Source organism: Pseudomonas sp. DR48 (genome assembly GCF_019823085.1).
Classification (GTDB): Bacteria; Pseudomonadota; Gammaproteobacteria; order Pseudomonadales; family Pseudomonadaceae; genus Aquipseudomonas.
The window spans coordinates 5,180,234-5,202,091 of the sequence record NZ_CP081946.1 but is presented as its reverse complement, the minus strand read 5'-3'; the positions used below and the strand labels follow the sequence as shown (position 1 = coordinate 5,202,091).

Sequence of the window (21,858 nt, the reverse complement as noted above, 5' to 3'; positions counted from 1 at the left end):
CAGGCTCGCTCCCACATTTGGAATGCATTCCCCTGTGGGAGCGGGCTTGCCCGCGATGACGACCTGAAAATCACCACACACCTCAAGTCAGGGCAAAAATAACGCCCCTGATGCGCCCAATCGACGGTTTGCCAGTAAACTCTCTCCCTTTTCGCCGCCATCATTTTCCTCGCGGCCATTACCTTATTTCCTACGGAGTTCGCCTTGCGTCTGTTTCACACCTCCGACTGGCACCTTGGGCAGAACCTGCACGGCCAGGACCGCGATTTCGAGCACGGTTGTTTCCTTGAGTGGCTGTTGCGCCAGCTGAAGCTGGACCAGCCCGACGCGCTGTTGATCGCTGGCGATATCTTTGACACGGTCAATCCGCCGGTCAAAGCCCAGGAACGCCTCTACGAATTCATCGTCAGCGCTCACGAGCAGCAGCCGCTGCTGACCATTGTGATCATCGCCGGCAACCACGACTCAGGCTCGCGGATCGAGCTGCCAGCGCCGTTGATGCGCCGTTTGCGCACTCACGCGCTCGGTCGGGTGTTGTGGCTGGATGACGGCCAGCTGGATGCCGAACGGCTGTTGCTGCCGTTGCCGGATGCCAGCGGCGAGATTGCCGGCTGGTGCCTGGCGCTGCCGTTTCTGCGCCCGGCCGAAGTGACGGGTGCGCACTTGGGCGATAACTACCTGCGCGGTATCGGCCAGGTTCATGAATGGCTGATCGAAGCCGCCAACGCCAAACGCAAGCCGGGGCAGGCGCTGATTGCTATCAGCCATGCGCACATGGCGGGCGGTTCGGTGTCGGAAGATTCCGAGCGCAGCCTGATCATCGGCAACGCCGAGGCCCTGCCCGCCAGCCTGTTCGGACCGAGCATCAGCTACGTCGCCCTCGGGCATTTGCACAAACCGCAGAAAGTGAACGGTGAAGAGCGGATTCGCTACAGCGGCTCGCCGATTCCGCTGTCGTTCTCGGAAATCGGTTATCAGCATCAGATTCTCGACGTGAAGCTCGACGGCGAAACCCTGGTCAGCGTCGAACCGAAGCTGATCCCCCGCGCCGTGAACCTGCAACGCATTGGGCCGGCGCCATTGGCGGAGATCCTGCTGCAACTGGCCGACCTGCCGAACATCGATTTGCTCGCCGATATCCAGCGCCAACCGTGGCTGGAAGTGCGCGTGCGTCTGGACGAACCGCAACCCGATTTGCGCCATCAAGTGGAAAGCGCCCTGCAAGGCAAAGCCGTGCGTCTGGTGCGCATCGCCGCCGAATATGCTGGCAACGGCAGTCGCGAGGGTGTCGATGAGGGCACTGCGTTGATCGAACTGGATCAACTGACGCCTCAGGAATTGTTCAGCCGCGCCTGGCAGGACAACTACGGCAGCGAGGTCGATGAGCAAACGCTGAAGGACTTTGCCGAGCTGTTGCAAGACGTGCAGACGGAGAGCGAACAACCATGAAGATCCTCGCGATCCGCCTGAAAAACCTGGCCTCGCTGGCCGGGCCTTTTGAAATCGATTTCACTGCAGAGCCGCTGGCCAGCGCCGGCCTGTTCGCGATCACCGGGCCGACCGGCGCGGGTAAAAGTACGCTGCTCGACGCCTTGTGCCTGGCGCTGTTCGGCGCCGTGCCACGCTTGAGCAATGCCCAGGTGTCTGCCAAAGCGCCGGACGCCGATGGCGAAATCAGCACCGGCGACCCACGCACATTACTGCGTCGTGGCACCGGTGAAGGTTATGCCGAAGTGGATTTCGTCGGCATCGACGGCCGCCGCTACCGCGCGCGCTGGGAAGCCAATCGCGCTCGGGAAAAGGCCGGCGGCAAGCTGCAAGCCAGCCGTCAGAGTCTGCGCGACATCGATCAGGATCAGCTGCTGGCCAGCCAGAAAGTCGAATTCAAGACCCAGCTCGAAGCCGTGCTGGGCCTCAACTTCGAACAGTTCACCCGTGCCGTGCTGCTGGCCCAGAGCGAGTTCAGTGCCTTCCTCAAGGCCAACGACAACGAGCGTAGCGAACTGCTGGAAAAGCTCACCGACACCGCGCTCTATACCCGCCTCGGTCGGCGCGCCTTCGACAAAACCAAGGAAGCCCGTGAAGCGCACAAGCTGTTGCAGGATCAAGCCACAGGCGTGACGCCGCTTTCTCCCGAAGCGCGGGCCGAGCTCGATGAACGTTTCAACGAAGCGCAGCAGCAGCTCAAGACCCAGCAGGCGCAGCTCAAGCAGCTGGAGTTGCAGCACACCTGGCTCAAGGAGCTGCGTCAGTTACAGGATGAGCAACAGAGCGCCACCGAGCAGTTGACCGGTGCCCGGCAACATTGGGAAAGCCTCGCTGGCGAACGCTTGAAGCTGACGCGACTGGAACAACTGGCCCCGCAACGGCACCAGTTCGCCCGCAAGACCGAGCTCACGGCTCAGCTCACGCCGCTGGCGGCGCAGATTCAGCAGCACACTCAACAGCAGAGCGAGCTGAACGCACGTCAGGCGCAACTCGAACAGAGCCTGAGCGCTGCGCAGACAGCACTGATCGAAGCCCAACGCCAACACACATCCAGCGCGCCGTTGCTGCGTCAGGCGTTTGAAGCACAAAGCGCCCTCGCCCGTCTGGTCAAAGATGTCAGTGTCAGCGCCGACCTCAAGCAGCAAGCGGAACAGGCCTGCACGCGGGGGCAAACCACGATTCAAGGCTTGCTGGAGCAACAACAGCAAGTGGCCGCACGTCTGCAGCGGATTGCCGGGGAGCTTGAGCAAAGCGCGCATCTGGCGCCATTGAGCGATGCGTGGAACGCCTACCGTGATCGCCTGCAACAGCTGATGTTGATCGGCAATCGCTTGAACAAGGGTCAGGCTGAGCTAGCCGCCCTGGAGCAAAGTGCCGCCCGCGCCAGCGAAGAACTGGCCACGCAAAAACAGAATCTGGAAGTGCTCTACAAAGAGGCCGGCGCCGAGCCCGAGGCCGTGGCGGAACAGATCCAGCTGTTGGGCAACCTGTTGCAGGACAACCGCAAACAATTGCGTGCGTTCGAAGAGCTGACGCGACTGTGGGCCAGTCAGCAGGAGATCGACAAGCGCAGCGCAGAACTTCAGCAGCGCCAGCTCACGGCTCAGCAGGAACGTGATCGTCTGACACAGGACGGCGTGAAGACCAAGAACGAACTGGTCGTCGCCGAACAGACTTTGAGCGTCACTCGCGAACTGCTGGAACGTCAGCGTCTGGCCCGCAGCGCCAGCGTCGAAGAACTGCGCGAACAGTTGCAGGATGATCAGCCATGCCCGGTCTGCGGCAGCACTGAGCATCCTTATCATCAACCCGAAGCGTTGCTGCAAAGCCTCGGGCGCCATGATGAAAGCGAGCAGGCCAACGCGCAAAAAGCGGTTGATCTGCTGAAAGAAAAACTCACCGACCTGCGCGCCGAAGTCGGCGGCCTGATCGCGCAACAAAAAGAGCTGTTGCAGCAGCAAGACCAACTCGCCACCCAGCAACAAGGCCTGACGCCGAGCCTGGAAGCGCATCCATTATCGGCGCAGTTGCTGGCGCAGGACGCGATCAAACGCGATGCCTGGTTGCATCAGCAAAGCAGCCAGCTGAACCAGAGCATCGCCCAGGACGAACAACGCCAAACCGCCCTGCTCACTCTGCAGCAGGACGCTGCTCGCCTTGCGCAGCAACTGCGCAGCGCCGAAGCGGCCAGTCAGCAAGCGAGCCAATACCTGAGCAATCAGCAGCGCGAGTTGAGCAGTGATCGCCAGCGTCTGGATGAAGAACTCAGCGCCTTCAGCACCCTGCTCCCGGCCGACACCCTGGAGGCCTTGCGTCACGAACCTGCCGCTACGTTCATGCAGCTCGACCGGCAGATCGCCCAGCGCCTGGAGCAACTCGAGCAGCAACGCGATGAACTCGGCGAACAGCAACAACGTCAGCAGACGCTGGAAAAGGAACAGGACCGCCAACTGGCCCGCGCCGAGGCACTGGACGCGGCGCAACAGCAGTTCAGCGTCCTCGCCGAGCAACAACACGCGTGCCAGCAGCAACTGGCACAACTGCTCGGCGAACACAGCAGCGCCGAACTCTGGCAGCAGCAACTCGATCAAGCGGTCGATCAGGCACGCAACGCCGAAGCCACGGCCAGTCAAGAACTGCAAACCGTGCGCACGCGCCTGGTCGAACTGGCCGCCGAGCTTAAAGCCAAGCAAGAGCACCTGCTGGCCCTGGAAACCGAAGACCGCGAGCTGAGCGCGAAGATCGCCGACTGGCGAGCTTTGCACCCGGAACTGGATGATGGCGGTCTGGAGGCGCTGCTGAGCGTCGACGACCAGCAGGTCAGCGAACTGCGCCAGCAATTGCAGCACAGCGAAAAAGCCATCGAACAAGCCAATGTGCGCGTACAGGAGCGCGACCAGCGCCTGCTCAAACATCAGGCGCAGCACAACGGCAATCTCGATGCCGAGCAATTGGCGACGGCACTGACCGAGTTGCAAAACCTGTCCGCCGCGAGCGAACACCGCTGCGCCGAACTGCGCGCGGAACAGGCCGAGGATCAGCGTCGACAGAACGCCAATCAGGCCCTGGCGCAACAAATCGCCGACGCCTACGCCGAGTACCAGCGCTGGGCGCGTTTGAATGCGTTGATCGGCTCGGCCACTGGCGACACCTTCCGCAAGATTGCCCAAGCCTACAACCTCGACTTGCTGGTGCATCACGCCAACGTGCAGTTGCGCCAACTGGTGCGGCGCTACCGCCTGAAACGCGGCGGCAGCATGCTCGGATTGCTGGTGATGGACACCGAGATGGGCGACGAACTGCGTTCGGTGCATTCGTTGTCAGGTGGCGAGACGTTCCTGGTGTCGTTGGCCCTGGCGCTCGGTTTGGCGTCGATGGCTTCCAGCACGTTGAAAATCGAGTCGCTGTTCATCGACGAAGGTTTCGGCAGCCTCGATCCGGAATCCCTGCAACTGGCCATGGACGCCCTCGACGGCTTGCAGGCGCAGGGCCGCAAGGTCGCGGTGATTTCCCACGTGCAGGAAATGCACGAGCGGATTCCGGTGCAGATTCAAGTCCAGCGCCAAGGCAATGGCCTGAGTACCCTGGAGGTGAAATGAATACGCTGTATTCATTCCGCCGCTGCCCTTATGCCATGCGCGCGCGCATGGCCCTGCGCTACTCGGGTGTGGCGGTGGACATTATCGAAGTCAGCCTCAAGGCCAAACCGGCCGAGATGCTCGCGCTATCGCCCAAGGGCACGGTGCCGGTGTTGAGTGTCGACGGCCAGGTCATCGATGAAAGCCTGGCGATCATGCGCTGGGCCTTGGCGCAGAACGATCCGCAAGACTGGTTGCTCAAGGATGATCCTGCCGGGCAAGTGCTGACTGCTGCGCTAATCGAGGAGAACGATCAGGCGTTCAAGGTGCACCTCAATCGCTACAAATACGCTGAGCGTTATCCCGAGCAGCCGATGACGTTTTATCGGGCTGAGGGCGAGGTGTTCTTGCGCAAGCTGGATGAGTTGCTTGATGGACGCGATTACTTGCTGGCCGGGCATCCGACGCTGGCGGATGCGGCCCTGATGCCGTTCATACGGCAATTCGCCCATGTCGATCGCGAGTGGTTTGCACAAACGCCTTACGTGCGGTTGCAGGCGTGGTTGCAGCGGTTTCTGGAGTCAGAGTTGTTCACCACCGTGATGCAGAAATAACTCCGGTTTACGCGAACACATCACACATCCGCAGCACCGAGCAATCGACGTGGAACGGCCCGAAGAAATCGACCTGGCGTTTCATCGGTGGATTGCCGGCCTGCAGCCCAAAGGCTTTGGCCGTTTCAATGTCACGCGCGAGGTTGTGATTGGCTTCGATCGAGCGAGCTACGGAACCTGCCGAACCTTGCCCGAACCCCAGCAGCGAAGCGCCATTGGTCATGAATGCCAGAAAGGCGATGACCCAGAGTTTGCCCCCTTTCATGCCCCTGCCACTCCCGCCAGTTCTGTCTGATCGATCATCACGTTTTGAGCGCGGTGTTCAAACTGGATGGCGGGATATGCGACCTGAATCGGCGCTTCGAAGGTGTGTTGCGACTGCGCTGCAATGCTGACCACCAGCACCATGGTCACATAGAGACCTATGGCCAGGTAGGCGCCGTATTTGGCAGAAGTGATGATTGAGCTGGCCATGGTGTTCTCCGTGGGCATGTTTCAGAGCCCACAGAATCGATCAAAAAAGCTGTGATAACCACTCAGCGTTATCCATAGTCACCATCAGCTTCGTTGATCATTAAGCCAGTCTATTTCAGTCTTCAATAAAACTCATCAAGCGCTCACGCGCCGCATCCGGCTCGTCTTGAACGGGCTGGGCAGCCGAAAGAATGGGGGTGGAATAGAGAAACAGAAGAACCACTGCCAGACGCATCGCCATGCTGCCGATCCTTGTTATTAGAGTTTGAGTCAAAAAAACAACGTCAAATCTAAACGCATGGCCATGTGATATCAAGCTATGCATTGATGGCTATGTGATGCTGTCGTAAACGCGTTATGCAGGAGCGACATCACTCATCGTCTTTCGAAGCATTCAGTTCGATCGGCGCAAGTGACTTCGCTCCTGCATAAAAGGTGCAGGGCTGGAATTTCAGGCTTGGGTCTTGTGATCCAGTGCCGCGTAGAAGTTGGCGCTTTGTTGCAGGTATTTTGGGGTGTAGCTCTGGGTGTGGGCTTTTTTGTCGTTGATTTCAACGTTGGCGCTGGCTGGCAGAGCAACGGTGGCAGAGATAGCGGAAGCAGCGATGATGGAGAAGAGATTGAAGTTCATGTCGGTATTCCTCGGAGTCAGTTGGCTTGCATGCCCGGTGGGGCCGTGAAGCAAACTTAACCTCCGAGGAACGACGCCTTGAAATGCTTTGTAGCATTACCAAATATCAGCGTCGTTGATACAACGACGCAGGCCCCATCAATCGGGGCCTGCGGCCTATTGACGCACCAGGAATTTTAGGTCGCTTGGCGCATCCATCGGCAGCTTTTGTACGGTTTTACCCAGCAGACCGGTCTTGGCATCACGTTCGATGACGACAATCTGGTTGCTCTTCTGGTTGGCAATCAGCAAGAACTTGCCGCTGGGATCAAGACTGAACTCCCGTGGGTGGTCACCTTCGACCGAACGACGCTGCAGCTCTTTGAGATGGCCGGTCGCAGGATCGATGGCGAACACCAGCAACTGATTGGCGGTGCCACGGTTGCTGACGTACAGGAACTTGCCATCGGATGAGGCGTGAAGTGCCGCCGCGGCCTTGTCCGATGTAGGCTGGCCGGATGCGAGGTCGACCATCTGCGTTTGTTCAAGCTTGCCGTCCCGGTAATCGAACACAGCCACTTGAGCACTCATTTCCATGGTCAGCCAGGCATGTTTGCCATCCGCGCTGAACAGCAAATGACGCGGCCCACTGCCGGCCGGCAACTGCACGGACGCCGGCGTGGCAGCCGTCAACGGCAGCTGCGGGTTGGCCTTGGGGTCGAAACGATAGACAAAGATCTTGTCTGCGCCCAGGTCATTGGAAAACACGTAATGGCCGTCGGGCGATGAGACGGTCGAATGCACGTGCGCCGACATCTGCCGCTCGGGGTTGACCCGACTCGAGGGATGACTGCTCATCTGCACCACGGGTTTGAGCGTCCCATCGGCGCCCACCGGCAACACCGCCAGCGTGCCACCCGGGTCCTCAACCACCGAATAGTTGCTGACGAACAAATGACTGGCATCCACGCTGAGGCTTGAATGAGTCGGCTCGTTACCCAGGCTTTGAACCTGATTGATCAGGCTTAACGCGTGGGTCTTGGGATCGATCGCATAACTGCTGACGCGCCCGACCGGGTCTTTCTGTCCCGGGCCGTTTTCGTTGACCGCGAACAGATGACGCTGGTCCTTGGACACGGTCAGCCAGGACGGATTGTCGCTCTTGACTACTTGCAGTGGCTTGGGGTCAATCTGCCCGGTGGCGCTGTCGAATTTCAGGCGATAGATGCCCTGACTCTGCCCCGCCGTATAGGAGCCGACCAGCAATTGATAGTCTTCGGCCAATGCCGCCTGAGCGCCCATTGCGCCAATGCTGCCGGCCATCAACAGCGGCCAGAGATTACGCATCCTCATTCGCTTCTTCCTCGTCGTCATCACCGCGAAATGCGGTCATGCACACCAACCGGTGCTCGCCGGAAGTACCGGTGATCAGCCAGCTTTGCAGGGTGGGATCGAAGGTCGCGGCCTCGACCTCGGCCGGGGTGAACTCCCAGTGTTTTGACACGCGGCCGTCGAGGCATTCGATGTGCAAATTGTCGTCTTCATCGAGGGAAAATTCGAAGGCGTGAAGCCCATCGATTTCCACCATATCGCAATGTTCGAGGGTGGCGAGCAAGGTGTCGGTTGCGGCAGTCATGGCAGTCAATCTTTGAATGGGAAAGACGCAATGATAGCTCAATGTGAGGGCGGCCCCGTGCCTGGCACAAAACCTGGCCACGACCGGAACAAATGTGGGAGCGGGCTTGCTCGCGAAAGCGGTGTATCAGGCAATACATGTGTCGACTGACACTCCGCTTTCGCGAGCAAGCCCGCTCCCACAGGGGCTTGTATGCGAGGCTGTTAGAGGGCGTCGCGGGATGGCTTGCCGTCCACCAGGCGCTGGATTCGCAGAGGGTTAGCGTTCTTCAACGCCTCCGGCAGCAGACTGTCCGGATAGTTCTGGAAGCACACTGGACGCAAGAAACGGTCGATCGCCAGCGTGCCTACCGACGTGCCGCGCGCATCGGAAGTGGCCGGATACGGCCCGCCGTGGACCATCGAATCGCAGACTTCCACCCCGGTCGGATAACCATTGAGCAAGATCCGTCCGACCTTTTGCTCGAGCAATGCCGTCAGCTCGCCAAACTGCTCGAAGTCAGAAGGTTCGCCAATGATCGTCGCCGTCAGCTGCCCATGCAGACCGTTCAACGCAGCACTGAGTTGCGCTTGATCGGCGACTTCGACGAACACCGTAGTCGGGCCGAAGACTTCTTCCTGCAAAACCTCATCACCATTGATCAACAGGCTCACATCCGCCTTGAACAGTTGCGGCTGGGCCTGATTGCCTTGTTGCGTGCTACCGGCCAGATGCGTGATGCCCGGATGAGCGAGGAGTTTTTGCAGGCCTTTGCCGTAGCTGCTTAACGTCCCGGCGTTGAGCATGGTTTGCGCAGGTTGATCATTGATCAGCCCGGCGACCTGTTGCACGAACGCACTGAACTGCGGCGAGGCAATACCAATCACCAATCCCGGGTTGGTACAGAACTGGCCACACCCCTGAACCACGGAGGCCGTGAGGTCGCGGGCGACGGTTTCAGCCCGAGTTGCCAGGGCCTGCGGCAAGACGATCACCGGGTTGATGCTCGACATTTCGGCGAACACCGGAATCGGTTGTGGGCGCGCAGCGGCCATGTCGCACAATGCGCGACCACCCTTGAGCGAACCGGTAAAGCCGACTGCTTGAATCGCCGGGTGCTTGACCAACGCTTCACCAACACCGCCGCCGTAGATCATGTTGAACACGCCAGCCGGCATGCCGGTTTTTTCCGCGGCGCGGATGATCGCGTCGGCGACTCGTTCAGCGGTGGCCATATGACCGCTGTGGGCCTTGAACACCACCGGGCAACCGGCGGCCAATGCCGAGGCGGTGTCGCCACCGGCCGTGGAAAATGCCAAGGGGAAGTTACTGGCGCCGAACACGGCGACCGGCCCCAGGGCAATGCGATATTGGCGCAGGTCCGGACGCGGCAGCGGTTGGCGATCGGGCAATGCCTGGTCGATCCGCGCACCGTAGAAATCACCACGGCGCAGCACTTTGGCGAACAAACGCATCTGGCCGCTGGTGCGACCACGCTCGCCTTGAATGCGCCCGGCGGGCAGCGCGGTTTCACGGCAGACCAGCGCGACAAACTCATCACCCAAGGCGTCGAGCTCATCGGCCACGGCATCGAGAAATTGTGCACGACGTTCGGCGCTCAGGCTGCGATAGGCCGGATACGCGGCGGCGGCAGCCTTGGCGGCGGCATCGACTTCTTCGGGTGTGGCCTGGAAGAAATCGTGTGGCAACGCTTCGCCGGTGCTGGCATCAACGCTCTGCAGTTTGAGCGAGCCGGCGGCGCTGCGCTGGCCGCCAATGAAGTTGTGACCAAGAATCTGGGGCATGCCTGTCTCCTTAAAGGGTGCCGATGGTGCCGGGCTCGAACGCCGCTTCAACCGGTGCAATCCCGTTGATCAATGGCGCGCCGAACTCGGCCTGACTGATCTCGAACACGTCACCCGGTTGGGTGCGAATGCCGTCGGCAAAGGACAGGGTCGCGGTGCCGAAGAAATGGATGTGTACGTCCCCCGGACGCAGGAACTGGCTGTACTTGAAATGGTGATACTCGAGGTTTTCCAGGCTGTGGCACATGTTGGCCTCGCCGCTGAGAAACTCGTTCTGCCAGAGCACTTCACCGTCGCGCAGGATGCGGCTGGTGCCGGCCAGATGTTGCGGCAGATCGCCGACGCGAAGTTCCGGGCCGTAGCTGCAACTGCGCAATTTGGAGTGCGCCAGGTACAGGTAGTTCTTGCGCTCCATCACATGGTCGGAAAACTCGTTGCCCACCGCAAAACCGAGGCGATACGGTTTGCCGTCGTGGCCGATGACATACAGACCGCTGATTTCCGGCTCTTCACCGGCATCTTCGGCAAAGGGCGGCAGCGGGAAAGGTTTCCCCGGACGCACGACGATGCTGCCATCGCCCTTGTAGAACCATTCCGGTTGTACGCCGGCCTGACCGGCCGCCGGTTTGCCGCCCTCCACGCCCCATTTGAAGATGCGCATGGTATCGGTCAGCGCGGCTTCGTCGCCGGCCTGCTGATGCATTTTGTCCCGCGCCGAGGCACTGCCCAAATGGGTCAGACCGGTGCCGCTGACCAGCATGTGCGCCGGGTCCGGGTGATCCAGTGGCGGCAGGATCTGCAGGTTGGCCAGCAGTTGTGCATAGTCATGGCTGATGCCCAGGCCCAGGGTTTTCACCTGTTGTTCAAGATTCACGCCCGCTTCGATCGCCGCCAACGCCAGGTCGCGCACCGTGCGCGCATCCTGCACTTCGCGCACCTGCCCTTCCTCGACGACGCCTACGCGGCGCTCGCCGTTACTCAATTCGAACTGAACTAAACGCATGAATTTTCTCCTGTAAACAAAACTAGGAAACACCATAAGGCTAATGTGGGAGCGGGCTTGCTCGCGAATGCGATTGGACATTCAACTTTGATGTTGCCTGACACACCGCTTTCGCGAGCAAGCCCGCTCCCACAGTTGATTGGGGTCAGGCCTCAGGCTGGGTACGGCTCGCACCTCGTGCACTCGCTGCGAATTGGTCCGAAGGCAGCACATGCTTGCGCTCCAGCAGGCGATAAACCACGCCGGTCAACACCAGCCCGAACACCATCACCCCCGACAGGAAATAAAGCCCCGACGCCAGGTTGCCGGTGTATTCCTTCAGCGCACCAATCACGAACGGACCGATATAGCCGCCGAGGTTGCCCACCGAGTTGATCAAGGCGATCCCGGCCGCCGCACTGGCGCCGGCAAAGAAGCGTCCCGGCAAGGTCCAGAACACCGCCGTGCAGGAAAACAGCGCGAACGCCACCAGGCATAACGCCGCCAGTTGCAGCACCGGCAACGTCAGCCAGGCGCTGAGGAACAAGCCGATGGCGCCCAACACGTAAAGCACCGCCAAGTGGCCGTAGCGGTCATTCAGACGGTCGGAACTGCGCGGAATGATCAGCAAGCCAATGATCCCGAAGATGTACGGCACCGAAGACACGAAACCGGTCACCAGATCAGTCCCGCCGAACTGTTTGATCAGCGTCGGCAGCCACAGGCCCAAGCCATAGATGCTCAACGTCACCGGTAGATAAAACAGCGCCAGCAACAACACGCGTTTGTCTTTCAGGGCGTGCAGCGGATTGCCGTGGCGAGTCTGGCCGTAAGTCTCAAGGTCTTTTTTCAGTTCGCCGGTCAGCCAGTCCTTCTCGGTCTGGTCCATCCATTTCACCTGTTGCGGGCCATCCGGCAGGTAACGCAGCACCGGCCAGGTCAGCAGGATCGCCGGTGTGCCGATGACGATGAACAACCACTGCCAGCCGTGCAGGCCAAGGGTGCCGTCCATGCCAAGCAGGCCGCCGGACACGGGGCCGGTGATCATCATCGCGATGGGTTGGGACAGGATGAACAGCCCGAGGATCTTGCCGCGATGGCGAATCGGGAACCATTGGGTGATGTAGTACAGAACGCCCGGGAAGAACCCGGCTTCGGCGGCACCGAGCAGAAAGCGCATCACATAGAAGCTGTGCGGTCCCTGGACGAAGGCCATGCCGATGGTGATCGCGCCCCAGGTGACCATGATCCGTGCAAACCAACGGCGGGCACCGAAACGTTCGAGCATCAGGTTGCTGGGGATTTCCAGCAGGAAATAGCCAATGAAGAACAGCCCGGCACCGAGGCCGTAGGCCGCATCACCGATGCCGATGTCCGCGCCCATGTGCAGCTTGGCGAAGCCGACCGCAGAGCGATCCACGTAGGCGATCAGGTACAGCAGGATCAGGAAGGGAATCAGTTTCAACGTGATGCGACGAATAAGCCGCAGTTCCTGGCTCATGAGATCGGTCTCCGATTGTTGTTGTTATAGAACCTCGGGGGACGCCTCTCGCCAAAACTGCCAGGGCCATCCCTCCGCTGAAAACGACTATATAGTAATACTAATTACCCAACAACACTTCCAAATTGCCGAATTTGAGCTTATGTTACGCCTTAGCTCGAACAATATAGTCATACAATAAGAGAATCGACCATGTCTGATAAGAAACCCACCCTGCGCTCCGCCCAATGGTTTGGCACTGCCGACAAGAACGGCTTCATGTACCGCAGCTGGATGAAGAATCAGGGCATCGCTGACCACCAGTTCCACGGCAAGCCGATCATCGGCATCTGCAACACATGGTCGGAACTGACCCCATGCAACGCGCATTTCCGTCAGATCGCGGAGCACGTCAAACGCGGGGTGATCGAGGCCGGTGGTTTTCCTGTGGAATTCCCGGTGTTCTCCAACGGCGAATCGAACCTGCGTCCCACCGCCATGCTGACGCGCAACCTGGCGAGCATGGACGTTGAAGAAGCCATTCGCGGCAACCCGATTGACGGCGTGGTGCTGCTCACCGGTTGCGACAAAACCACCCCGGCGCTGCTGATGGGCGCGGCCAGTTGTGACGTGCCGGCCATCGTCGTGACCGGTGGACCGATGCTCAACGGCAAGCACAAAGGCAAGGACATTGGCTCCGGCACCGTGGTCTGGCAGCTCAGCGAGCAAGTGAAAGCCGGCACCATCACCATTGACGACTTCCTTGCAGCCGAGGGCGGCATGTCCCGTTCGGCAGGCACCTGCAACACCATGGGCACCGCGTCGACCATGGCTTGCATGGCCGAAGCACTGGGCACTTCCCTGCCCCATAACGCGGCGATTCCAGCCGTGGATGCGCGCCGTTATGTGTTGGCGCACATGTCCGGCATGCGCGCCGTGGAAATGGTGCGCGAGGACTTGCGACTCTCGAAAATCCTCACCAAGGAAGCCTTCGAAAACGCCATCCGCGTCAACGCCGCCATCGGTGGTTCGACCAACGCCGTGATCCACCTGAAGGCGATTGCCGGACGCATTGGCGTCGAGCTGGACCTGGACGACTGGACCCGTATCGGTCGCGGCATGCCGACCATCGTCGACCTGCAACCGTCCGGGCGCTTCCTGATGGAAGAGTTCTACTACGCCGGTGGCCTGCCAGCCGTGCTGCGCCGCCTCGGCGAAGCCAACCTGATCCCGAACCCGAACGCCTTGACCGTCAACGGCAAGACGCTGGGCGAGAACACCAAGGACGCGCCGATCTACGGCGAGGACGAAGTGATCCGCACGCTCGACAACCCGATTCGCGCCGACGGCGGGATCTGTGTCTTGCGCGGCAACCTGGCGCCACTCGGTGCGGTGCTCAAACCGTCCGCCGCCAGTGCCGAGCTGATGCAACATCGCGGCCGTGCGGTGGTGTTCGAGAACTTCGACATGTACAAGGCGCGCATCAACGATCCGGAACTGGACGTGGATGCCAATTCGATCCTGGTGATGAAGAACTGCGGGCCGAAAGGTTATCCAGGCATGGCCGAAGTGGGCAACATGGGTTTGCCGGCGAAATTGCTGGCCCAAGGCATAACGGACATGGTGCGCATTTCCGATGCGCGCATGAGCGGCACCGCGTATGGCACGGTGGTGTTGCATGTGGCACCGGAAGCGGCAGCCGGCGGACCTTTGGCGACAGTGAAGGAAGGTGACTGGATCGAGCTCGATTGCGCCAACGGACGCCTGCACCTGGACATTTCGGACGCGGAACTGGCCGCGCGCATGGCCGACCTGCAACCGCCACAGCAATTGATCGTGGGCGGTTATCGTCAGCTGTACATCGACCATGTGCTGCAGGCGGATCAGGGTTGCGATTTCGACTTCCTGGTCGGCTGCCGCGGCTCCGAAGTACCGCGCCACTCTCACTAACCTCCGTGCCCTGTGGGAGCGGGCTTGCTCGCGAAGAGCGGTCGATCATCCAACATTGATGTTGAATGTGCGGCCCTCTTCGCGAGCAAGCCCGCTCCCACATTTGATCTATCCCCGCCTCAAGATTGCACCGCGCCTGCTATCATGCGCGACATCTCCATCGCACAGGATCGCGCCGTTCCCCATGGATTACCGCAAACCCTCCGACCGCAAAAGCATGCACTCGCGCATCGTCCAGGAATTGGGCATGCAGATCGTTTCCGGGCGCTTCAAACCGGACGACAAACTGCCCGCCGAAGCCCTGCTGTGTGAAGAGTACGCGGTCAGCCGCCCGGTACTGCGCGAAGCCACCCGTGTGTTGGTCGCCAAGGGGCTGGTGTATTCCCGTCCGCGGGTCGGCACCGTGGTCAAGCAGCGCAAGGAATGGCACATGCTCGACCCGGACGTGCTGCACTGGTTGATGCAAAGCAGCCCGCAGAATGAATTTTTCGATTTGCTGACCAGTGTGCGCAGCATCATCGAACCGGCCGCGGCCGCCCTCGCTGCGCAATTCGCGACCGACGCCGACATCGCCTCCATCGGTGAAGCCTACCAACGCATGGAAGCGGCGCCGACCCCTGAAGCGCTGTTGCAACCAGACCTGGATTTCCACAGCCGCATCGCCGATGCGACCCACAACGACCTGTTGGCCAACCTGTGCAACATGTTGGCGGTGGCGATAGCCGAAGCGTTGAAGCATTCCAACCAGCGGCCGAACCTGCATGAGCTGGCGTTGCCACGACACAAGGCGATTCTGACCGCGATCGAGAACCGTGATGCGCTGGGCGCACGGCATGCAACGCTGGTGCAGCTCGATGACGCGCGCAGTGCGCTGAATGTGGTGCTGGGCAGCGATCCTGCGAACCAACACTGAACCCTGTGGGAGTGAGCCTGCTCGCGATAGCGGCCTAACATTCAACATCTATGTTGAATGACACTCCGTCATCGCGAGCAGGCTCACTCCTACAAGGGTTTGGTGTGAAATTTGAGACATAAAAAAGCCGCAACCTCAGGTTGCGGCTTTTCTGTTTCAGCCAGGGATCAATGCGCGAACAGCGAGTTGCCCTTCTGCCCCGCCAGTTTCTCCGGTTTGATCAGGAACCGCGCCAGTGCCGGCAACAGCCACAGTGCACCAAACATGTTCCACAGCAGCATGAAGGTCAGCATCAGGCCCATGTCGGCCTGGAACTTGATGGCCGAGAAGATCCAGGTGCACACGCCGATCGCCAGGCACAGGCCGGTGAACAGCACAGCTTTACCGGTGGACTTCAGCGTCTGGTAGTACGCCTCTTGCAACGGCAGGCCCGCACGCAGGAAGCTTTCCAGACGGCTGTAGATGTAAATCCCGTAGTCCACGCCAATCCCCACACCCAGCGCCACCACCGGCAACGTCGCGACTTTCACGCCGATGCCCATGAACGCCATCAGGGCGTTGCCCAGGACCGAGGTCAGGACCAGTGGCAACACGATGCACAAGGTCGCCGCCCAGGAACGGAAGGTGATCATGCACATGGTCGCGACGCAGATGTAGACGAGGATCAGGATGGTCAGCTCGGACTCCTTGATCACCTCGTTGGTGGCCGCCTCGATACCGGCGTTACCGGCCGCGAGGATGAATTCCAGGCCTTCCTTGTTGTTCTCCTTGGCGAAGTCCTGCACGGCATGCACCGCGCGATCCAGGGTGGCAGCCTTGTGATCGTTGAGGAACACCAGCACCGGTGCCAGGGAGCAACTGTTGTTGTACAGGCCGTCAGCGCGAGCGATGGAGTTGTTCAGCACGTCCGGGTTGCGCGACAGGGTTTCCCATTTCAGGTTGCCCTCGTTCATGCCCTTGATCATTTGCTTGGACACGGTCACCAGCGAGATCGCCGACTGCACGCCCTCGGTGTTCTGCATCTTCCACATCAGTTCGTCGATTGGCGCCATGGCTTCATAACGCGAGCAACCTTCGGCCTTGGTCTTGACCATCACCACCAACACGTCAGAACTGGTGGAGTAATTGCTGATGATGAAGTTGTTGTCCTTGTTGTAGCGCGAATCCGGACGCAGCTCCGGCGCGCCTTGATCGAGGTCGCCGATTTTCAGGTTCTGGCTGTACCAGAGGCCACCGCCAAAGGCCAGCAAGGCCAGGACAATTGACACCGGCGCCACTTTCGGGCTGGCAAAGTTCGCCAGCAGGCGCCAGAACGGGTGTTCACGGTGAGCGTCTTTCTTGCTGCGCGCGATGGCGCGCTTACTGATACCGACGTAGGAAATCGCCACCGGCAGCAGAATGAGGTTGGTGAACACGATCACCGCCACACCAATGGAGGCCCCGATCGCCAGTTCACGGATCACCCCGATGTCGATGATCAACAGCGTGATAAAGCCCACGGCATCGGCGAGGATCGCGATCATCCCCGGCAGGAACAGCTGGCGGAACGTGCGGCGTGCCGCGGTCAACGCGTTGTCCGCGTCACTGGACTGCAAGGCGATGCCGTTGATCTTCTGCACGCCGTGGGAAATACCGATGGCGAAGATCAGGAACGGCACCAGCATCGAGTAAGGATCGAGCCCGAAACCGAAAAAGTGCATCAGCCCCAACTGCCAGACCACCGCCACCAGTGTCGTACTCAATACCGCCACGGTGCTGCGCATGCAGTTGGTGAACCAGTACAGCAGGACCAAGGTGATGATGAAGGCGACGCCGAAGAACATCACCACCATGACCAGGCCATCGATCAGGTCGCCGACTTTCTTGGCGAAACCGACGATGTGGATCTTCACGTTAGGGTTCTGGGCTTCGAACTTGTTGCGGATCTTGTCTTCGAGTTCGTGGGAGAACTTGCGGTAGTCCAGCGCCAGCAACTTGCCCTGGTCCTGCGGGTCCGGGTAGGACTCCAGCAACGGAATATCGACGATGCTCGACTTGAAGTCGTTGGCCACCAGACGCCCGACCTGACCGGACTTGAGCACGTTGTTGCGCAGCAGGTCGAGGCTTTGCTGGGAGCCGTTATAGCTCTGCGGGATCACTTCACCGCCGGCAAAACCCTCCTCCGTCACTTCCGTCCAGCGTACGCTCGGGCTCCACAGCGACTTGAGGCCGGAACGGTCGACGCCGGAAATGTAGAACACTTCGTCGTTGATCTGGCGCAGGGTCTCCATGTATTCCTTGGAGAAGATGTCGCCGTCAGTGGCCTCCACGGAAATCCGCACCGTGTTGCCCAGGTTCGCCAGGTCGTTGCGGTGCTCCATCATCTTTTGGATGAAGGGATGCTCGAGCGGGATCATTTTTTCGAAACTGGTGGACGGCCGGATCAGCGTTGCCTGCCAGAACAGGAAAATGCTGACCAGCAGGCAGATGACGATCACTGCCGGGCGGTTGTTGAAGATCAGGCGCTCAAGAAACGTCGCCTTGTCCTGTTGGTGGGTTGTCATTGATGTCATAGCTCCGCCCTTCTTATTATTTGCCCAGCTCTGAGCCGGTTGGCGAAGTAGCGCGAACGCCGCCCTGTCCTGCCAGAATCAGATTACCGTTGCCTGCCGCCGTCACTGCCGACACGGAAATGCGATCCGGCCGGTTGAACACGCTGAAGGTTCCGCCGTTGTCGTTGCTGCGAATCACCGAACCGCCGTTGCCGACGATGACGATGGAACCGTCGTCGAGCAACGTGGCGCCCGACAGACCAAACTCCAGCGCACCGCGAGCCGCCTTGAGCTCGACCGGCTCCCAGGTGGTGCCGAAATCGGTGGAGCGAAACAGGTTGCCGCGCAGTCCGTAGGCCAACAGTGTGTTGGGCTGGGCGGTGCCAATTACGCCAAACAGCGAACCCTGGTAAGGGCCTTCAAGCTTCTCCCAGGTCTGGCCCCAATCGGCGGAGCGGAACATGCTGCCCTGCTCGCCGACGATGAACAGCCCCGCGTCCTTGACCGCTGCGATGGCGTTGAGGTGGTACTGGTCTTCGTTGTCCAGGCGATCGCTGGCGTCTTCCCAGTTTTTGCCGCCATCCGTGGTGGTCATCAAATTACCGTAAGCGCCCACGGCAAAGCCGCTGTTGACGTCCTTGAACCAGACGTCGAGCAGCGGTGATTCGCGTTTCAAATCTTCGAATTGCTTGGTCCAGGTGACGCCGCCGTCCTCGCTGGCGAGGATCTGTGCGTCATGGCCGACAGCCCAGCCGTGTTTGTCATCGACGAAATACACCGAGGTCAGCAGTTGCCGGGTCGGCACCTTGGCCTGGGTCCAGGTTGCGCCCTGGTCATCGGAATACAGGATGTGCCCGCGATCTCCGACGGCCACCAGGCGTTTGCCGGCATGGGTGACGTCGAGCATCAGGCTTTTGCTGGCTTTGGCGGATTCAACGGAATAGACCACGTCGGACGTCGGCGCAGCAGTGGCCAGCGCGGGTCCCGACAACATGGCACAGCCCAACAGCGAGAGCGCTGTAGCCAGCAACGCGAATTTGCGTATTGCCGGCGGGCGGCAGATACCCACACCCATGACAGGCTCACTCATAGACCTTCCCCCATTATTATTGTTAGGTCGTTTAACCTTTCAGGGCGCCGTAAGGGGTGCTCATTGCGATTGTCTGTTCTGGAGCATAGTCCTGAAATGCGCAATCTAGAGCCCCTTCGGAAGCTGGCTTATCCTATCGGGGTTTGGAAAGGTCTGACAATCGACGCCACGTTATGTTTTGTTAACCTGGGGGTAATGCGGATTTCCTGAATGATTGGGTATCAGGTGGGGTGATTGGGATGGCGCCTTTTGGGGGGTTGAGGTTTGGGTACATATCCGTTGCTGTGGTAACGGCTGCTTATGGTTTCGCTTTTACAGCGACTCACTTTTCCAGACGCCGGAATGCCGGCCCAGCGAAAAGTAAGCAAAAGGCTTCGCCCCGGCGTACGGCGCCTCGCTGAGGCTCCGCGTACCCTCGCTACGGTGCCCATCAGGGGGCATCGCCTCCGGTCTGCTTCGCGACGACCTCCTCTCGATGTGTGCGGCTGCGCCGCACGGCGCTACGCGCCTAACCCCCTGATGAACACCTACGCTCGGCCTGCCGAAGGGGCGAAAGATCAAAAGCAGATCAAGATCAAGATCAAGATCAAAAGCCACAGCCACAGCAACAGCAACAGCCACATCGCTGGTCGCCTTTTGCAGCCATGCACCCGCCTGACAAGGCAGCTTCCACAGTTGGAAATAATTGGTCAGCTGCAAGGCCGCCATCGTCGGAACGCCGCCCGGAGCAGGCTCACTCCCACAAGGGAATGGAGTTCATCTGGGAATAATTGGTCGGCTGCCAGGCCGCCATCGCAGGCAAGCCAGCTCCCACAGGGAAATCGGTACATCTGGGAAAGATTGGTCGGCTGTCAGGCCGCCATCGCTGGCAGGCCAGCTCCCACAAGGTACGGTGTGCATCTGCGGTAGTTTGGTCGGCTGCCAGGCCGCCATCGCTGCGATGCGGCGACCCGACAAGCCAGCTCCCACAGTAAATCGGGGCATACCGCCCGCTCCTCACCACTCAACAGGATGAGCGTTAGCTCGGCTGCAGCTCTTGATCTTGATCCACGGGCGACATCGGAAGGCTGAGGGGAGGGATTTATCCGGGGTGGGAGCGTAGCGACCGTTCGACGAAGTCGAACACATCGAGAGGAGGTGCAGCGAAGCAAACCGTAGGCGATGCCCCCCGGATGGATCCCGGAGCGAAGGAACCCCGAGCCTCAGCGAGCGGGCCGAACGTAGGAGCAAGCGTTTTTTTGCTTACTTTTTTTAGGCGTTTGTAAAAAAAGTGAGTCGCCGTAATTGGATGGACTCGCCCGCGCCGAGGCGTCAATGCGCCACGGGGGCAGTCTAAAAAGCCACCGACAGCGAGGGCGAATCCATGAAAAAGCATACGACGGTTAAACAGTCCCTGTCTTCCACCGATCTATCGACCTGCACCACGGTGGCGGTCGATCTTGCCAAACAGGTATTCCAGATCGCGGGGGAAAATGCCCTTGGCCAGGTGCTTTACGAAGAACGAATCAAGTCGCGTGAAGCCTTTCATACCTTTCTGCGCCAACTCCCGCCAACCATAGTGGTGCTGATGGAAACAGGACCAGGCGCTCAAGCATGGGCGCGCCAGCTACAGGCTCAGGGCAGTCTGGCGCGGATTCTTCCAGCACAGCTTGTGGCCAAGCACCGCAGCGGCGCCAAAAATGATCGTAATGATGCCCAAGCCATATTGCGCGCCGGGCGCGACAGCAAAATTGCGGCAGTCCCCATCAAAAGCGCCACCGCACTGGCCATGCAGGCCTTGCACCGTGCCCGGCAAGGTTATGTCCGTCGGCGTACAGCCATGAGCAACCAGATGCGGGGCTTGCTAATGGAGCACGGCATCACCCTGGCCCAAGGTGATGCCGCCATCAATCAGACCCTGCCTAGGGTGCTGGAAGACGCGACACAACCCTTGCCCGACATGTTGCGCGAGCTGGTCGACGAGCTGCTGGGCGAATGGCGTCAGCTGGGCGAGCGGATCAACGTGCTGAGCGGTCGCCTGGAGAATGCCGCGAACGAGGATAAAACAGCCCGGCGACTGATGAGCGTACGCGGTATCGGCCCGATCATCGCCACCGCGCTTTTGGCCAAGCAAACCGACCCGGAACGCTTTGCCAATGCACGTCAGTTCGCCGCCTACTTTGGCATGGTGCCTGAGCAGAACAGCAGTGGGCAGAGGGTCCGCCTGGGCAGGATGAGCAAACGAGGCGACAGCTATGTGCGCAGCCTGATGGTGCAAGGCGCTCACGCGGTATTGAGGCATTTACGCCCGGATTCAGAGCAGCCCGACGATCGTCGGTTGCAACGTTGGCAGGAGCGACTGGGCCGCAAGGAAGCGGCGATACGCTTGGCGAATCGCAACTTTCGAATCGTTTGGGTGCTGCTACAAAATGACCAGACTTACCGCAGCCAACCGGCCGATGGCCGGCCAGCTGCGCCAAGTCATTGATCAAAAGCGTTCTGCCACCGGGGCGTCACGGCGCTCCAGCCCCTGCTAGAAAACATTGAACCCAGGTCAGACCGTCGCGGATCGATGCCTGCGCCCTTACCGGCCTTCGAGGCCTGCACGTAATCGGCATACCGCGAGCTCAACCAATGTTGGCCAGAAGCTCAAGACAGCGTCCTCGGACAGGCCTTATACATAAATGCAACCGGGTAGCAGTGTTTGAAAAGCAGGTAGTCAGTGTGGGCGAGTCCATACATAAGGGCG

17 protein-coding genes are annotated in these 21,858 nt (G+C 60.1%); 6 read left to right on the top strand and 11 right to left on the bottom strand.

What is annotated here, in order from left to right; genetic code table 11:
- Nucleotides 1-204 precede the first annotated feature (204 nt).
- Genes K5K95_RS23640 through K5K95_RS23630 form a run of 3 tightly spaced genes read left to right on the top strand, consistent with a single transcriptional unit; the run spans nucleotide 205 to nucleotide 5,680 of the window.
- A complete protein-coding gene (locus K5K95_RS23640; RefSeq protein WP_222586366.1) occupies nucleotides 205-1,449 on the top strand; it encodes an exonuclease SbcCD subunit D C-terminal domain-containing protein in 1,245 nt (414 codons plus the stop codon).
- Nucleotides 1,446-5,087 (top strand): SbcC/MukB-like Walker B domain-containing protein, encoded by a 3,642-nt coding sequence (locus tag K5K95_RS23635; RefSeq protein ID WP_222586365.1) that lies wholly within the window; start codon nucleotides 1,446-1,448, stop codon nucleotides 5,085-5,087. The genes K5K95_RS23640 and K5K95_RS23635 overlap by 4 nt, the downstream gene beginning before the upstream one ends.
- Nucleotides 5,084-5,680, top strand: coding sequence for a glutathione S-transferase (locus K5K95_RS23630; protein WP_222586364.1), 597 nt, complete (start codon nucleotides 5,084-5,086; stop codon nucleotides 5,678-5,680). The genes K5K95_RS23635 and K5K95_RS23630 overlap by 4 nt, the downstream gene beginning before the upstream one ends.
- A gap of 7 nt (nucleotides 5,681-5,687) precedes the next feature.
- Here the strand turns inward: K5K95_RS23630 and K5K95_RS23625 are convergent, their stop codons facing one another.
- The 9 genes from K5K95_RS23625 to K5K95_RS23590 all read right to left on the bottom strand — a co-directional run bounded on the left by K5K95_RS23625 (nucleotide 5,688) and on the right by K5K95_RS23590 (nucleotide 12,667).
- Nucleotides 5,688-5,945 (bottom strand): hypothetical protein, encoded by a 258-nt coding sequence (locus tag K5K95_RS23625; protein ID WP_222586363.1) that lies wholly within the window; start codon nucleotides 5,943-5,945, stop codon nucleotides 5,688-5,690.
- Entirely contained in the window at nucleotides 5,942-6,154 is a 213-nt protein-coding gene (locus K5K95_RS23620; protein WP_222586362.1) for a hypothetical protein, read from the bottom strand. Before K5K95_RS23620 ends, K5K95_RS23625 begins: the two co-directional genes overlap by 4 nt.
- A gap of 115 nt (nucleotides 6,155-6,269) precedes the next feature.
- A complete protein-coding gene (locus K5K95_RS33245; RefSeq protein WP_259155151.1) occupies nucleotides 6,270-6,395 on the bottom strand; it encodes a hypothetical protein in 126 nt (41 codons plus the stop codon).
- Between the two features lie 210 nt (nucleotides 6,396-6,605).
- Complete coding sequence (locus K5K95_RS23615) at nucleotides 6,606-6,785, bottom strand: hypothetical protein (protein WP_222586361.1); 180 nt, start codon at nucleotides 6,783-6,785, stop codon at nucleotides 6,606-6,608.
- Nucleotides 6,786-6,941: 156 nt separating this feature from the next.
- On the bottom strand, nucleotides 6,942-8,111 hold the full coding sequence (locus K5K95_RS23610; protein ID WP_222590402.1) for a lactonase family protein: 1,170 nt from the start codon (nucleotides 8,109-8,111) through the stop codon (nucleotides 6,942-6,944).
- Nucleotides 8,104-8,400, bottom strand: coding sequence for a DUF5629 family protein (locus K5K95_RS23605; RefSeq protein WP_222586360.1), 297 nt, complete (start codon nucleotides 8,398-8,400; stop codon nucleotides 8,104-8,106). Before K5K95_RS23605 ends, K5K95_RS23610 begins: the two co-directional genes overlap by 8 nt.
- 203 nt (nucleotides 8,401-8,603) lie before the next feature.
- Nucleotides 8,604-10,184: an aldehyde dehydrogenase (NADP(+)) gene (locus K5K95_RS23600; RefSeq protein ID WP_222586359.1), complete on the bottom strand. Its 1,581-nt coding sequence runs from the start codon at nucleotides 10,182-10,184 to the stop codon at nucleotides 8,604-8,606.
- A 10-nt stretch (nucleotides 10,185-10,194) separates the two neighbouring features.
- Nucleotides 10,195-11,187, bottom strand: coding sequence for an AraD1 family protein (gene araD1, locus K5K95_RS23595; RefSeq protein WP_222586358.1), 993 nt, complete (start codon nucleotides 11,185-11,187; stop codon nucleotides 10,195-10,197).
- 145 nt (nucleotides 11,188-11,332) lie between these two features.
- A complete protein-coding gene (locus K5K95_RS23590; protein ID WP_222586357.1) occupies nucleotides 11,333-12,667 on the bottom strand; it encodes an MFS transporter in 1,335 nt (444 codons plus the stop codon).
- Between the two features lie 192 nt (nucleotides 12,668-12,859).
- Here K5K95_RS23590 and K5K95_RS23585 point away from each other — a divergent pair, with 192 nt between their 5' ends.
- Both K5K95_RS23585 and K5K95_RS23580 read left to right on the top strand, forming a co-directional pair.
- Nucleotides 12,860-14,596 (top strand): IlvD/Edd family dehydratase, encoded by a 1,737-nt coding sequence (locus tag K5K95_RS23585; protein WP_090183261.1) that lies wholly within the window; start codon nucleotides 12,860-12,862, stop codon nucleotides 14,594-14,596.
- 184 nt (nucleotides 14,597-14,780) lie between these two features.
- On the top strand, nucleotides 14,781-15,509 hold the full coding sequence (locus K5K95_RS23580; RefSeq protein WP_090183259.1) for a FadR/GntR family transcriptional regulator: 729 nt from the start codon (nucleotides 14,781-14,783) through the stop codon (nucleotides 15,507-15,509).
- A 167-nt stretch (nucleotides 15,510-15,676) separates the two neighbouring features.
- On the opposite strand, the gene K5K95_RS23575 is transcribed toward K5K95_RS23580, so the two are convergent.
- On the bottom strand, nucleotides 15,677-18,061 hold the full coding sequence (locus K5K95_RS23575; protein WP_222586356.1) for an efflux RND transporter permease subunit: 2,385 nt from the start codon (nucleotides 18,059-18,061) through the stop codon (nucleotides 15,677-15,679).
- A gap of 16 nt (nucleotides 18,062-18,077) precedes the next feature.
- Nucleotides 18,078-19,130: a WD40/YVTN/BNR-like repeat-containing protein gene (locus tag K5K95_RS23570; protein ID WP_222586355.1), complete on the bottom strand. Its 1,053-nt coding sequence runs from the start codon at nucleotides 19,128-19,130 to the stop codon at nucleotides 18,078-18,080.
- 1,363 nt (nucleotides 19,131-20,493) lie between these two features.
- On the opposite strand from K5K95_RS23570, the gene K5K95_RS23565 reads away from it, so the two are divergent.
- Nucleotides 20,494-21,597: an IS110 family transposase gene (locus tag K5K95_RS23565; protein WP_222585923.1), complete on the top strand. Its 1,104-nt coding sequence runs from the start codon at nucleotides 20,494-20,496 to the stop codon at nucleotides 21,595-21,597.
- Nucleotides 21,598-21,858: the final 261 nt, after the last annotated feature.